The following is a 15,151-nucleotide window of genomic DNA, read 5'->3' as shown; positions in this document are numbered from 1 at the left end:
ATAAATTCGCAAAATAACATTCAGCATTTTATGAGATAAAGCATTTGCTTTATTACTTTATAATTGATAAATAATATTTATTTACAAGAGCATAATATTTGACACTTTACGTGAGGTTGCCGCTTTTCGTGTCCTGAGAATGGAACGGCTTGTCTGATAAACAAAGTGAGATTTCAACCGCATGAAACTTTACGACTTCTCAAGTCGGCTTGCGCAGCTTCCTCGTTTTACAAAACAACTTATAACACTCGGTGTCGATGTTGTTATGCTGCTTTTGGGTGTCTATTTCGCCTATGTTTTGCGGTATGGCTTTCTGTTCATTCCCAATTCCAAGCAGATCATACTGATGCTTGTTGCGCCGCTTGTCGCTGTGCCGGTTTTTATCCGTTATGGTCTTTATCGTTCAGTTATCCGCTATCTGCCTGAAAAGGCTATTTGGTCAATTTTTCAGGCAACCGCAGTGGCCGCTTTGCTGTGGGTTGCCGTTGCTTTTCTCACAGAAATGACCGGCGGCACCGGTGTACCAAGATCAGTGCCGCTGATTTATTGGCTTTTAATCACTATCCTGGTGTCGGCATCGCGTTTTGGCGCAAAATTTCTGCTGCACAATAGTTCGGCCAGAGTTAAGCGTGAAGTTGCTCTTATTATTGGCACAGGCGAAGCTGCGCAACAATTGGCTGCGGCGTTGCGTGTCCACCGCGATACTTACGTAGCAGGATTTATTGATCGCGATGTTTCCCTGCAAGGGATGGATATTGCCGGAACGCGGGTTTATCCGCCAACAGATATTGCCCAGTTGATTAGCAATTACGGCGCTTGTCAGGTTGTTATTTCTGATCCGTTTATGAGCGATGATGAGCGCAAAACTTATATTAGTATTTTAGGTCGCTTAAAGATAAGAACCAGTATTCTGCCGCCAATTGCCGATCTTTCGCGTGGCAAATATCTGGTTGGTGCGCTGCGTAAGATTGAAATTGATGATTTGCTGGGGCGCTCACCGGTGCCGCCTGATGAAGCTATGCTGCAGTCGATGATTGAGGGGCGCTCGATTCTGGTAACCGGTGCGGGCGGTTCTATCGGTAGTGAATTATGCCGGACAATTGTAAACTGGAAACCACGAAAATTGGTTTTGTTTGAGGTGAGTGAATTCGCTCTCTATCAGCTGGAACGTAAACTTAAAGCCATTACGCAATGTGAAATCATACCGGTTCTGGGCTCCGTTATCCGTCAGGAACTTGTTGAGAATGTTATCACCGAGCATGGTATTGATACGATTTATCATTGTGCTGCCTATAAGCATGTGCCGCTTGTGGAGGAAAACCCGCTTGAGGGTATCCTCAATAATGTGATGGGCTCACTGGCTGTGGCAGAGGCGGCTTTTAACCAGCATGTTGAGCGCTTTACGTTGATCTCTTCGGATAAAGCGGTGCGTCCGACCAATGTGATGGGTGCCACCAAGCGTTGGGCAGAATTCGTGATCCGTCATTATGGCGATCTGGCGGAAAAGGCAGGCTCTACTCAATCGTTCTCATCTGTGCGTTTTGGTAATGTGCTGGGATCGAACGGCTCTGTAGTGCCGTTGTTTCGTGAGCAAATTGCTGCTGGCGGGCCGGTAACTCTGACCGATGAGAATATGACCCGTTATTTCATGTCAATCCGTGAGGCAGCAGAGCTGATTATTCAGGCGGGTGCGGTTACCAAAAGCGGTGATACTGCGCTGCTTGAAATGGGTAATCCTGTGAAAATCAGAGATCTGGCTGAGAATATGATTCTGCTTGCAGGGCTTTCTGTGCGGGATGTACAAAATCCTGAGGGCGATATTGCTATTTGTGTCACGGGTATCCGTGAGGGCGAAAAGATGTATGAGGAATTATTTTACGATCCTGATAAAGCATTGCATACACGCCATCCTAAAATTCTTTGTGCACAAAAAAGCGGGACAAGAGCAGATCAAATTCCGCAGCGATTATTGCAGATGCAGCAGTTAATTGCCGCCAATGATGCAGAAGGCGCGCGTGCATTATTATTCGACTATATTCAGGAATAATTGCGCGTCATCGCTCTTGAATAGGCTGTGTTTACCTGACGGCCTGTGCTTATCATCTATGACGAAAATGCCGTATCAAAAGGCCGGTGAGAGCGCTTGCAAGAGCCATCCCGATCAGCTGGCCGGCCACTGTGCCGGATAAGATCACCAGCGCTGTAATGGTGCCTAAGCAGACATTCAGCAATGCAATATATCCGGTGACATAATAAACTGATTTTCCCGAGCGCTTGGCAATCTGGTAGGCATGCGCAGAATGTGCCTGCAGAATATTCTCACCTTTACGCAGGCGTAGAAGTATGGTGCTGCTTGAATCTGCGATATAATAGAGCGGCAAAATAAGCGCAGGGATAATGGCAGCATTCCGTGCAAAAAGCAGGAACGCAACACCTGCAATCAAGCCAAGTGGCAAGCTGCCTGAATCTCCGAGAAATATTAAAGCTGGCGGACGATTGAAAACTGCAAATCCTGCAACCGCACCACTTGCAGCAAAGGCAAGTACAGCAAGTGCAGGGTCTTGTAACAGGCAGGCAGAAACTAGGCCTAATAAGAAGAGCGGAATACCCAAGCCGCTGGCAGTGAGCCAGTCGAGCCCATCCATAAAATTGGTCACATTTATGCTGCCTAAAAGTGCAACACATAAGAGCATAGCCTCCAGCCAGTATGGCAGCAATTGCGGCAATAGCCTAAAATTTTCTCCCAAGCCATAAATGGCAATTATTGACGCTAAAACCTGTACTGGTAAGCGTGCACGTACTGAGAGTTCTTTTCTGTCGTCTATGTAGCCGGCAACCCAAACCAGTAAAGCGGCTATGCTCAGGCTGATACCTAATCTGGCAGGGATCATTCCTGTCATGGTTACAATCAGGAGCGCGCAGACACATACCGGTATGCATGCGAGCCCACCAATCTGGCGAGCAGGTGTGGTGTGGTTGGAACGTGCATTGAATCCGGCGGAGAGGAAGGAAGCGGGTAGGGTGTATTTTAAGGTCAACAGCAAGATAGCGGACGCGACAAGGCAGAAAATAAATGTCAGCAAATATGACAGCAAAGCATGCCGCTCCTTATGTATGCAGTCTAGAGAAGGTAACGATCAGGGTGGGTCTCAGCGCTCGCTCTAGATTTTAGCTTTTTCGCATTGTCATAGCTATCAAGCTGATTCAACTTGATAGTGAAATGCTCTAACTCACAGAGATAGCAGTTTTACTGTGCTGGCAAAACAGTTTAGAACGTAAAATATGCGCTTCGCGGCGCTGTATATGATTGCTGCAAGCTGTGTTTTAAGTGTTTGGATCAATATGATGTTTTTAAGTGCAAAAAACTGGCAGTAGTGGATTGCACAATGAATTTCTTGCGGCTATAAGCCGGATCATCCGCAACGGAATCTTTCCGTGTTTTGTTTTGGGGCGTAGCCAAGCGGTAAGGCACCGGTTTTTGGTACCGGCATCCCTGGTTCGAATCCAGGCGCCCCAGCCAATTTTATTTTTCCAATAAATAAATTGCTTAGTTAATATTAGAAAATGCTAAGTGTTACAGCGCTGTGGATGATACACATGGCATATTGGGGATGATTCACAGATATGTGAAAAAACTATAAGTTGATCTTCACAAGTGGATAATTAATGTCTCGTATGCCTAAACGCTTCAAATGATTTATGATGCGAATGGCAATTCCGATTTTGAATTGCGCGTGCTCTATCACCAGGACGGAGAGTTTGCTACCAAACATACCTCAACTAGGGGGGGCAGGCGACGGTTGGGATCGACGCGTTCTTATCCTGTGTCATGCCGCATTCTTTCTTAGATAAGCACGCATCACGGCTATGCCCACTTCAATATTAGAGCGACCAAAGCCAATACGAAACCGGTTATCCGGCGTTGGGTTTAGCTCTGAACGGTAAATACTGGCAGGTAATAAGAGTACGCCAACTTCTTCAACAAGTTTTTGCGTGAAAGTCTCCACTCCCTCAGCACCCTTGTATTTTGGATAGCCGATACAGCCGCCATCAGGCCTGTACCATTCAAACAAATCCGCGAACTCACCGAAAAACTCATCAAGGTGATTTAAGTTGTTGGCAATCAGTGCATTGTTACGGGCAAGGATTAAATCTGAATTCTGCAAAGCTATTTTGGTAAGACTTTCACTCGGTGCCGAGTTGCAAATGGAAATATAATGTTTCATGCGTTCCATTTGGGAAATAACGGCACTATCCTGACAGGCAATCCAGCCGATACGCAGACCCGGCAAGCCGAGTGCCTTTGAGGTAACGGCCACAGACAGGCCTTTTTCATATACTTCGGCAACTGCTGGCAACTTCTGGCTTTGATTAGAGTTCAGACCGCGATAAACTTCATCACTGAATAGCCAGATTCCATGCTCACGGCACAATTCTATTAAAGCGTCAAAACGATCTTTTTCCAGAATTTTTCCTGTTGGATTATGTGGAAAATTGATGGATATCAGTTTGGTGTTCGGTCGAATTTCAGAGCGCAAGCGGTCAATATCCAGCGACCAATGATCGTTCGCGTCAAGAGCGACACCCGTTACTTCACAAATGCTAAGTGGGATCGTTTCTGCTGATTGATAATTTGGTGTTATGATAATTGCATGATCATCTTTACTCAGAAGAACATGCATGGCGATATAAATACCTTCAGCTGCTCCTGCAAAACACAAAATGTCTTTCGCATTCAAGCCGGAATATAGATGAGCTATGATCTGGCGTAGCTCCGGATCACCAAATGTCTGCGTATAACCCAACCAGAGATTATGGAAATCATCACGCTGTTTATCAGTACCCAGCTGCAACAAATCTGCAAGAGACATGCTTTCCGCATCAGATGCTGTCATATGATATTTTGCAGTAAACTCCCATTTCGAGAGATAGGTCTCTAGATTAAAGTCGGGTAAAGCAGGCATTATTTGTCCTTGCAAAATGTTTGTTATGAAAATTAACGAACCGTTCAAAGCAGAGTTTTGCAGTCTATATTCAATCGTTTCTGGAGCTTTCTCAAAAAAATTGCAAAATTTAGATGGCTTGTCAATTTGTTACAAAACATACAGTCATTATTGTTTTGTCTTAAAAGCCTGTCGAGATACAATGAACTCAATTGAAAAACGTTGATAATTATTGGCGGCGCAACATTATGAAATGTTAAGTACAGCAATGCCTTGTTATTGGGCGTAATCACTATAATTATGGTATAGGTATTTATCCTATACTGCTTGCCTCATCTGAATTTATAGTGATTTAATGTTACGAAGTTCTGTCAGGACCATTACATTTAAGCGTATCTATTGACCTTAGTTATGATTCCAAAGGCCAGTATCGAGCGAAAATTTCTGCCTGGCTCGTCACACCAAGTTTTTCGTAAAGATTTCGTCGGTGTACTTTTACTGTTTCAGGTGAGATACCAAGATGGGCGGCTATACCCTTCGTGCTTTGTCCTGAGAGCAGTAGCAATGCTGTCTCGATTTCCCGTTCAGTCAAGTTCGGGCTGGTTATCTCTCGCAACTTGGCTTCGATATTAGAGCGACTATATTGCTTTTCAGGCATCTGAATGTCGCTCAGCGTAGCGCGCGTTGCAAGTTTTAATAATGGTAATAACCACGCGCTCATCAGGACAAGCAAGCCATATTCATCATTGGAGAAATGTCGTTTTGCACCTAGCGATAAGGAAAGAACGCCATGCTTGTCGCTGCCATGCACATATGGCGTTAGCAGCTGGATCTCATCTTCGGTGACATTACTACGAAAATAATTCCAGAAATATTCTGAAACGCGAAAATCTGGCAGGGCTATTTCGTCCAAGCGATAGACCCCCAGCGCTGCGTTTCGCTGTGAAAACTGGTAAAACGGGTCATCCACATAAAATTTCCGGATATATTTACCAAATAATTCATCTTCAATATTTGTCGTGTCGCCTTCATGGACAAGTAATGGCGGATCGTCCTGCTGGAAGATCATGACGACCCATGAATCAAAACATATGTGTTCACGCAAGAATGCCGCAAAGGCTGGCCAAAACTCCTCCCCGTCAACCTTCTCAATAAGGTGGCCCAGACGTCGATGGAAAGTCAGATCCTCCAATGTTAACTGCACATAACTACCCCTTTTTTAGTATCTCATATTGGCAATGTACCCCTACGAGGGGAATGGTATTTACCGTCTAACTTGTCATGCTTCAAAACTATAAAAGAGCTGCTCAAGGTGGCCGTCAAGTAGAGGGAAGATATAATTAATCCAACTATTACGATGTTTTTTACACGAGGCACTGGTTTAAACCACGTCACTAAGAGTGTGAGCGTGTTTGGGATTGAGTAACTGCATCACGCCAATAACTGTACTCAGTTTATGGTTGAAGGTGCGACCTCATTGAGGGCGAATAAATGGTTACAATGATGTGGCCGAATAGTGGTTTTACAAGCAAAATATAAACTGTGAGTCATACATTGAATATAGAACACAACCATAAACCAGATGAAGCAAGCCAAAGTGCTCGTAAACGTGCACGCGCACTTGGACTGCCATTAAGCGGTATAACAGGCCCGCTTAATGCTATCACCGATGTTCCCGGCCTCAGTGTTGGGATGACAACATTGATTGAAGGTGAAGGCGAACATGCCATTCGCACTGGTGTAACTGCCATATTACCACGATCTCGAAAAGATTTACTTCATCCTTGTTGGGCCGGAAATTTTTCGATGAACGGTAATGGTGAGCTAACCGGTTGCCATTGGATCAATGAGGCTGGGTGGTTTCATGGACCCGTGCTGATCACGAATACCTGCTCCCTTGGTATGGTACATCACGGTACAGTGCGCTGGATGATAAGGGAATTTCCTGACCGGATTGGTCAGGATCAATGGCCATTACCGGTTGTGGGAGAAACCTTTGATGGTTGGCTGAATGATATTGCCGGCCTTCATATCCGCGAAGAGCATGTTCTTAACGCATTAGACAGCGCCATTACAGGACCAGTTCCCGAAGGTAATGTGGGGGGCGGAACCGGTATGATTTGCTACGAATTTAAGGGGGGAACCGGAACCTCTTCACGCATTGTGGAAACGCGTGCCGGTGCATTTACTCTAGGTGTCATTGTTCAGGCAAATCACGGTCTACGCCCCTGGCTTTCTGTCGGCGGTGTGCCGGTTGGAGAGACTATGTCGGAAAACCGCGTTTTCGAAGCGGAAACAGGTTCAATTATCGTCATTCTTGCTACTGATGCACCTCTAACCCCAACTCAGCTTAATCGTATAGCCAAGCGCATAGGGATAGGGATGGGACGTTCCGGAACGCCTTCGGGTAATGGTTCAGGAGACATTTATCTGGCATTTTCCACGGCCAATGATCCTGGAGAAATGTCAAAAACTTCTGAAATCACACTTCGTTCATTAGGGGACAAGGAGATGGATGCCGTGTTTCTGGCAACTGTTTCATGCGTGGATGAAGCGATTTTGAATGCCCTTTGTGCAGCAGAAACAATGACAGGGCGAAGGGGCAGAGTCGTGCATGCCATTGATACAAAGCGATTGACTGAACTGTTTAAGCAAAGGTCAGGACTTTGAATATTGGTCAAAAATAGACCCAAACTTCCAAAATAAGGAACGCTAAAATGAGAAGAGAGGAACTTCTACATCACACAAATTCAAAAGATGCATCGAGCGAGCCCGCCGATAGGGGTGGTTCGCTGAATGGAACACTCGGCACTGCTTCGATTGTTTTCATGGTATTAGCGGCAGCGGCGCCGCTGACCGTCATTGGTGGTAACGTGCCTCTTGCCATAGGTATTGGCAATGGAGCAGGTGCACCAGTTGGTTTCCTGATCGCAGCCTTAGTCTTGCTTTTGTTTTCCGTCGGCTTTGTGAAAATGACACCCTATGTGAAAAACGCTGGCGCATTTTTTTCCTATGTTACAGAAGGGCTTGGCGAGCGCGCGGGAATGGGAATAGCCGCTGTTGCTCTCGTTGCTTATACAGCTATTCAGGTCGGTATTTACGGATATCTTGGGTGGGCTGTTAATGATACAGTGCGTTTTTACGGCGGTCCTGAAATAGCTTGGCCGGTATATTCGTTTATTGCTTTGTTTTTTGTAGCCTATCTTGGTTACAGAAATATTCATTTGAGTGCCAAAGTCCTCGGCGTTGCTCTGGTTTTAGAAGTCGCTGTGGTCGTTCTGATGGATTTAATCATTTTCAGTACAGGCGGGGCAGAAGGCATTAATGTCCGCTCATTTGAAGTGGAGGTCTTCTCATCGGGCTCTATAGGAGTTGCTATCCTTTTTGCACTCACTGGCTTCATCGGCTTTGAGTCTACAGCAATTTTTCGGGATGAAGCGCGCGATCCGGAAGTTGTCATTCCACGTGCGACCTATCTGTCCGTATTAATTATTGGCGGATTTTATGCCATATCAACATGGGCACTGGTGCTGGGGGCAGGGGTTGACAACATTAAGAACGTTGCCCATGCGACACTTGATGGGGAAGCAAATCTTTTACTTGATCAGACACTTAATTCACTCGGTCATATCGGGCGGGATGTGGTCAATGTTTTACTACTGACCAGCCTATTCGCTTGTGTATTGTCATTTCATAATGTCATTGCCCGCTATCAATATGCGCTGGCACGCAAAGGGCTGTTACCGGCAGCTCTCGGTAAAGTACATCACAAACATGAATCACCATCGGTTTCATCATTGGTGCAAACGTTTACAGCTATTATTATTGTCGGGATTTTTTCCTGGCTGCAACTCGATCCTTTAGTCGGAGTTTTTGGCTCTATGGCCGGTGTTGCGACAATGGGCATGATTATCTTAATGCTGACAACATCGATAGCAGTTTTGTTTTTCTTCCGTCGTCACTCTCTCCTTAGTCAAAATTCCATCTGGTCAACCCGCTATGCTCCGATATTGGCCATTATTGGATTGATCGTCTGTTTTTGGGTTGTCGCGACTAATTTTACGCTGGTAACCGGAGGAAGTCTGAATGTTAGTATTGCGTTGGCACTTGTTCCGCCATTTGCATTTCTTGCAGGCTTTATCAGAGGTCAAAAAACTATATCATAGCTGATATTTAAAAGCTGTTTTTCAAGCTTTGATTGACATTGATAAGCGAAGCACATCGCGGAAATAAATACAGAAGCAACCTTGAGGCTGCTTCTGTATTTTCAGAAATTCACCAAAGCTGCGACTGAGAACCACTGTGAAATATATAACATTTAAATTCGTAACTTTGGAACTGCGAGTAAAAACCATCTGTTGTTTTACCGAACAATAATACAAAAATGTGTGACGCATTTTGCGTTGAAAACTTTTCTCTTATAGAAATCATTGAGAAAAGTGCTTCCACAGGGAGTCTAGGCGCCCCAGCCACACTCTCAATAAAAATGTCTGATTTGAATCCTGCTCAACTTGCTTGTTATGCAGCTCTTATTCATGTTTTAATTTTTGTACTGGCTGACAAAGCGGCAGCCTGTAATTCAGGCCGCCGCTTTGTATAATTGGATTAAATATCTTCACGCGTGATTTTAGTTTGGGTCAGTTCCTGCTGTGATAGCCGTGTGAAAGCGCCACTACCCTGATAGACCCAGCTATACCCCTTTGATGTTGCCAGAAAATCATCAGAGAAATTGCTGTCTATCTCTTTTTGCGGATAGCGCGGCAGAACAAATACCTTCATCAGTATTGTATAGCAGACCAGCCCCAGCGGAAATCCGATCAGGAATGCATAGGCTGAGAAATAGGCAGCGACCCCACCTGAAATCGCCCATGCAATCAGCCCTGCCCAGTTGATGCCGTTGCTGTAGCGAAACTGGCCGGTGGAATGGAACAGCTCCGGCACATTCAAACGTCTGCGACGGATAATATAATAATCCGCAATCATAATGCCGCCGATTGAAGCCAGAAACGCACCATAATAATTCAGGAACACAAACAGGTTATCGAGGATCAGCCACGGAAAGCATAAAGTGCCGATAATACCGGCTAAAGCGACACCGGTTTTATAATTAATATAGCGCGGTGATAAATTGACCAATGTCAGCGCCGAAGGCACAAGATTAGCTGCCGTATTGGTTGACCATTGAGCCAGCACAACCAGAGCCAGCAATGCCACCAGAGCAAAGCCCTGACTCTCTGCCTGAATCACTTCAATCGGGTTCCAGTTGCCCGTAGCAATATATGAAATACCACCAATACCTGCGATAAAAGCCTGTGTGAGCGGTAAAGCAATAAGCTGCGCGCCAAACAGGTTTTTGTTACGGCGTGCGAAGCTTTTGGTGCCGGGCTGGGTTTTAAGAAAGCGTGTCAGATTAGGAATATCAATCGCCATTGTTGACCAAAAAGCGAGATTTACGAGAAACAACGCCAGCAGCGACATGTTGCCCTCTGCTGCAAAGTTCCAGATATTAATGCCTTTAACCTGCGCAATATTGTCTAGGGTTAAATACATCCAGATTGAAATGGCAATAATACAAGGAGCAGCCAATGCTGCGAGCTTTTCAATCGCCTTAATGCCCAGTGCTGTATTAATAACCTGCACAAGACCAAAAATCAGATACCAGAGAAACCAGTTGTCAATACCTAAAAAATGCGAGCCGATCCCATTGAGAGCCAGAGCGCCGAGATAGGTCTGTATACCAAACCACATTGCTGCCACCACACCACGCGAGACGGCGGGCAGATGGGTGCCGTAAATGCCAAACGGGGCGCGTAAATAGACTGCGAATGTCAGTCCGTGCTCGGTGCCGATATCAGCGGTCAGCAGCATGAACAAACCGATACACACATTGGCTGCAAAAATAGTGAGAATAACTGTGCTGAGTGAGGCGCCGTTTTGCACGCCGCTGGCACCGAGCGAATAGGTTGCGATGATCACCGCAATACCAATCCAGATCCATGCATAACTATAAGCAGAAATTGGCCGCTGGGCGAGACTGGTCGGCAGCAATGCTTCTTCTATCAGCGTTCCTTGCCGCTGACGGGTCGTTATTTTATCCAGTGCGATAGTCATTATAGTCTCCCATTGAAATGGGCTTTCAGCACAGATTTTATTTTATAATTACATGCTGACGACCCACAAAAAAATCGCAGCCAAATGGTTCCTCATCTGACTGCGACCGGTTGAAGTCTCTGCCGCACACTATGGCAGAGACAAATTGCAGAGCTGAATGCTGAATATCAGCAGTCAAATTTAGGCGTTACCCGCTCTCGACATCGACGAGCGCAGTTTTGCGGTCGTTTCAATGTCCACAGTTTCCTCATCCAGATTGACAGCAACGCCATAAACCTCGCGGGCATGTTGCGTGCTATAAAAACCGTCAAGCACATCTTCGAGTACCTGTTGCGGTTTGCGGTTCAAAGGTGAGCCATAGCCACCGCCATTAGGCCCGTAATAAGCCATCACATCATTGGCCTTCACGGCTTCGCCGGAGAATTTTGAATACATTTCGCGCACATTTTCCGGAGCGTCTGAATTATAAAGCAGGCAGCGGCCGGTTGCTCCTTCAGTACCGCCAAACACACCCCATGGCGCATCGGTGTGGCGCTCGGATTCATGCGTAATAAAGCCTGGCGTTAAAACGCGCTGCGCTTTAATCACACCCAAACCACCACGGAATTCACCGGCACCCGGAGGTGCATCATCACGCAACTCATAGCGGTCGCAGATCATCGGAATATGCATGGCCAGATCTTCAAGCGGGTTATTACGGGTATTCGCCATCAGATTGTCGATGCAATCGGGGCCGTCAGAACGCGGACGTCCGCCATAGGCACCTTCATTGACCTCAAGAAACACCCAGTAATCACCGCTCGGGCGAATGCCTGAATAAGCTGCAAAGGAAATCGAAGCCGAGCTTCCGGCGATTACTTTTTCAGGCATAACCGGTGCAAGAGCACGCAAAATCAGATCGATCATGCGGTTACACTGCGTGAAGCGGGCTTCAGCGGAGGCCGGTGCAATCGGGTTGTAAATCGAACCCAAAGGCGCGATCACATTGATCGGGCGAAATGAACCTTCATTGGAAGGCACGCGGACATCGCTGGTAAAAGCATCCAATAGTAATTTACGAAAGGCCGCATAGGCTGCAACTTTTGTGGAGCCTTCAAACGGCACATTATACGCGGTTGGTGTCTGATCGGCAGAGCCGGTCATATCCACATCCACCTCATCACCACGCACACGCACAGTAACTTTAGCCTTCAGACGCACATCACGGTTGCGGCCATCATCGTCAAACCAGCCCTCGGCAGTATATTCACCATCAGGAATTTCAGAAATACGCTGACGCATCATTTTTTCTGCATATTGCATGAGCTGCTTTGACGCCTGAAAAACGGTTGCTTCGCCGTATTTCTCCAGCAGCTCAACAAAGCGCTTGGCACCAAGCCGTGCTGAAGCAACCTGTGCCTCAATATCGCTGACAATCTGCTGCGCTGCGCGGCTGTTATTGCGGATAAAGTTCCACATCGCATTATTGGCCTTACCCTTGCGATAAAGCTTGGTACCGGCAAACAGCATGCCCTCAGCATAAACATCCGGCACATCAATGATCAGGCCCGGGGTTGCGGCGCCAATATCCACATGGTGTGCGGTGTTGCCGGCAAAGCCTACCAGCCGGCCCTGATAGAAAACCGGCACAACAATTGCCAGATCAGGAGTATGGCTGGAGCCATGATACGGGTGGTTATGCACCACCACATCGCCTTCAAACCATTCATCATCTTCCAGTGTTTCTTTGATGCCGCGCAGATAGGCAGGGATGGAGCCGATATGCATCGGGGTCGATTCAGATTCACACAGAGTGTTAAAATCCTTGTCGAACAAACCGGCACCCAGATCTTCAGATTCACGAATAATCGAGGAAAATGACATGCGATACAGCACATGCGCCATTTCTTCCGCAATGGTTTCCAGCGAGCCGCGCATGACCTGCAAGGTAATCGGATCAATTTCCGCCACTTGCGCCGCTTTCAAAGGTATTGAAGCTACAATATTCATCTATAATTCCTCCCGTAAATTGGCTTAGGCGACGCCGTTGTGACGAATGCGTGTGTTGCCATAATCAAGCATTTCAGCCACATAATCCGGCGGTACCAGCGTGGTGGAATCCTGTTGAATGAGAATTGCAGGGCCCGGAACCACATCACCAGCAAAGAGTTTTTTGCGGTTGTAGCGTGGGGTTTCCAAGGTTCTGCCGCAGTCAAATGTAGTGGTGCGGACAAACATCAATGCGCGGTCAATATTCGAGCCGTCGGTTTTGCCTATGGCAGGAATGTCAATCCGGTCAACTGAGGCACGGCCGATAGCGCGTAGCGTGATCAGCTCAACCTCGGCATCGCGGTAGCTATAGCCATAATCGAGTTGATGCTGGTCATGGAAAGATGTGATGATCTGCGCCATGTTTTCAGGTGTCACTGCACCATCCGGCATAGTGGCGCGTAGCTCAAAACCCTGACCCTGATAGCGGCACTCGGCAATGATCTCGATGCTCTGGTCAGCATCCGGAATGCCATCGGCATCCAGTTCCGCTTTGATCACCGAGCGCAGTTCACCCGTGGCTTTGTTGATACGGGCAATCTGTATCTCATCCGCTTTGGTAAGCTCGGTAATCACGGCTGCCGTATGGTCATATTGCAGATCGGTTTTGAGCAGACCCACAGCCGCGGTAATGCCCGGAGCAACCGGCACAATGACATCTTTGGCCGAAACCGCCTCTGCCAAAGCAACACCATGCAAGGGGCCGGCACCGCCAAAGGGCATGATTGAAAACTCGCGTGGATCGACACCACGTGCCACTGATGAAGAGCGGATTGCCAGCGCCATATTGGAGTTGATGATTTTCAAAATACCGAGGGCTGCCTGCGTAACCGTCATATTCAGCGGTTTTGCGATCTTTTCTTCAATTGCCTTGTAAGACAGTTCCGGATCAAGTCGCAGGCTGCCGCCCAGTGCATGGTCAGCATCAAGACGACCGAGAACGATCTGGGCATCGGTCACAGTCGGCTCAGTGCCGCCACGACCGTAACAGGCAGGGCCCGGTTCCGAACCCGCAGAGCGCGGCCCCACATTAAATGCCCCTGCTTCATCAATATGCGCAACCGAGCCGCCACCGGCACCAATTGTAATCAGATCAATCATCGGTGTAAGCACCGGATGACCTGAAACATAGGTATCACGCGGGTTCATGATTTTAACAACACCATCAGTAATGGTGCTGATATCTGCAGACGTACCGCCGATATCAACCGTAATAATATTGGCAACACTTGCCATTGTGGCTTCTGACGCACCGCCGATCACACCACCGGCAGGCCCCGACATCAAAATTCGTACAGGACGCGTGGCACAGGTTTCAACTGTGGAAATACCGCCATTGGATTGCATAATCCGGAGTTTGGATTCCACACCGGCTGAGCGCAGGCGCTGTTCAAGATCGCGCAGATAATAGGCGGTTTTGGGCCCGACAAAGCAGTTCATTGCCGCAGTTGAGAAGCGCTCATATTCTCGCATCACATTGGCGACTTCACTGGAGATCGTCACATAGGCATCAGGCATTTCCCGCAGCACGATTTCCTTGGCGCGGCGCTCATGCGCATTGTTCAGGAATGAAAACATGAAGGCGACGACAACCGAATTGATGCCGCGCTTTTTAAATAATTTGCAGGCCTCAATGATTTCTTCTTCATTGATTGCGGTTTCAACTGTGCCATGCGGCGGCATAATACGTTCCGAAATAGGTATACGGTTACGGCGCTTTACCAGCGGCTTATCCTGCCATGGCACAGAAAAATGCAGAGAAAAATTATATGGGCGCTTGTGACGGCCAATGTGCAAAATATCGCGAAAGCCGCGTGTGGTCAGCATGCCGGTTTCAGCACCATTATGCTCGATTGTAATATTGGTTGCAGTGGTGGTGCCATGCACAATCAGGTCAACGTCAGCAGTTTCAATCTCTGCGATGCGACAGATTTCCTTCACGCCGTCCACAACGCCAATTGACTGGTTTTTCAGCGTTGTCGGTACCTTGTGATAGAACACACCTTTGGCGCATTCCAACACGAGATCTGTATTGGTTCCTCCAACATCAACACCAATTCTGGCCATTC

At 47.2% G+C, this 15,151-nt stretch carries 9 protein-coding genes and 1 tRNA gene; 4 read left to right on the top strand and 6 right to left on the bottom strand.

Features of this window, described 5'->3' with window-relative positions:
• The first annotated feature begins 181 nt into the window (after positions 1–181).
• Entirely contained in the window at positions 182–2,047 is a 1,866-nt protein-coding gene (locus MP213Fo_RS03720; protein WP_421090331.1) for a polysaccharide biosynthesis protein, read from the top strand.
• 52 nt (positions 2,048–2,099) lie between these two features.
• Here MP213Fo_RS03720 and MP213Fo_RS03715 read toward each other — a convergent pair whose 3' ends face one another.
• Positions 2,100–3,116, bottom strand: coding sequence for an MraY family glycosyltransferase (locus MP213Fo_RS03715; protein WP_421091001.1), 1,017 nt, complete (start codon positions 3,114–3,116; stop codon positions 2,100–2,102).
• 330 nt (positions 3,117–3,446) lie between these two features.
• On the opposite strand from MP213Fo_RS03715, the gene MP213Fo_RS03710 reads away from it, so the two are divergent.
• Positions 3,447–3,520, top strand: a tRNA-Gln gene (locus MP213Fo_RS03710).
• 307 nt (positions 3,521–3,827) lie between these two features.
• Here the strand turns inward: MP213Fo_RS03710 and MP213Fo_RS03705 are convergent.
• Both MP213Fo_RS03705 and MP213Fo_RS03700 read right to left on the bottom strand, forming a co-directional pair.
• On the bottom strand, positions 3,828–4,964 hold the full coding sequence (locus MP213Fo_RS03705; RefSeq protein WP_421091000.1) for an aminotransferase class I/II-fold pyridoxal phosphate-dependent enzyme: 1,137 nt from the start codon (positions 4,962–4,964) through the stop codon (positions 3,828–3,830).
• A gap of 388 nt (positions 4,965–5,352) precedes the next feature.
• Positions 5,353–6,147, bottom strand: a complete 795-nt coding sequence (locus MP213Fo_RS03700) for a response regulator transcription factor (RefSeq protein ID WP_421090330.1) — start codon at positions 6,145–6,147, stop codon at positions 5,353–5,355.
• A 350-nt stretch (positions 6,148–6,497) separates the two neighbouring features.
• Here MP213Fo_RS03700 and MP213Fo_RS03695 point away from each other — a divergent pair, with 350 nt between their 5' ends.
• Positions 6,498–7,613: a P1 family peptidase gene (locus MP213Fo_RS03695; protein ID WP_421090329.1), complete on the top strand. Its 1,116-nt coding sequence runs from the start codon at positions 6,498–6,500 to the stop codon at positions 7,611–7,613.
• 47 nt (positions 7,614–7,660) lie between these two features.
• Positions 7,661–9,109: an APC family permease gene (locus MP213Fo_RS03690; protein WP_421090328.1), complete on the top strand. Its 1,449-nt coding sequence runs from the start codon at positions 7,661–7,663 to the stop codon at positions 9,107–9,109.
• 439 nt (positions 9,110–9,548) lie between these two features.
• Here MP213Fo_RS03690 and MP213Fo_RS03685 read toward each other — a convergent pair whose 3' ends face one another.
• The 3 genes from MP213Fo_RS03685 to MP213Fo_RS03675 form a co-directional block, all read right to left on the bottom strand.
• A complete protein-coding gene (locus tag MP213Fo_RS03685; RefSeq protein WP_421090327.1) occupies positions 9,549–11,054 on the bottom strand; it encodes an NCS1 family transporter in 1,506 nt (501 codons plus the stop codon).
• A 180-nt stretch (positions 11,055–11,234) separates the two neighbouring features.
• A complete protein-coding gene (locus MP213Fo_RS03680) occupies positions 11,235–13,043 on the bottom strand; it encodes a hydantoinase B/oxoprolinase family protein (protein ID WP_421090326.1) in 1,809 nt (602 codons plus the stop codon).
• Between the two features lie 24 nt (positions 13,044–13,067).
• The gene (locus tag MP213Fo_RS03675; RefSeq protein WP_421090325.1) at positions 13,068–15,149 is read right to left on the bottom strand and encodes a hydantoinase/oxoprolinase family protein; all 2,082 of its coding nucleotides are present in this window, start codon (positions 15,147–15,149) and stop codon (positions 13,068–13,070) included.
• Positions 15,150–15,151: the final 2 nt, after the last annotated feature.

The organism is Pseudochrobactrum mosebachae (assembly GCF_048914685.1).
Classification (GTDB): domain Bacteria; phylum Pseudomonadota; class Alphaproteobacteria; order Rhizobiales; family Rhizobiaceae; genus Pseudochrobactrum.
Note: the sequence above shows the minus strand (reverse complement) of the source record. Positions and strands in the feature narration are given on the sequence as shown.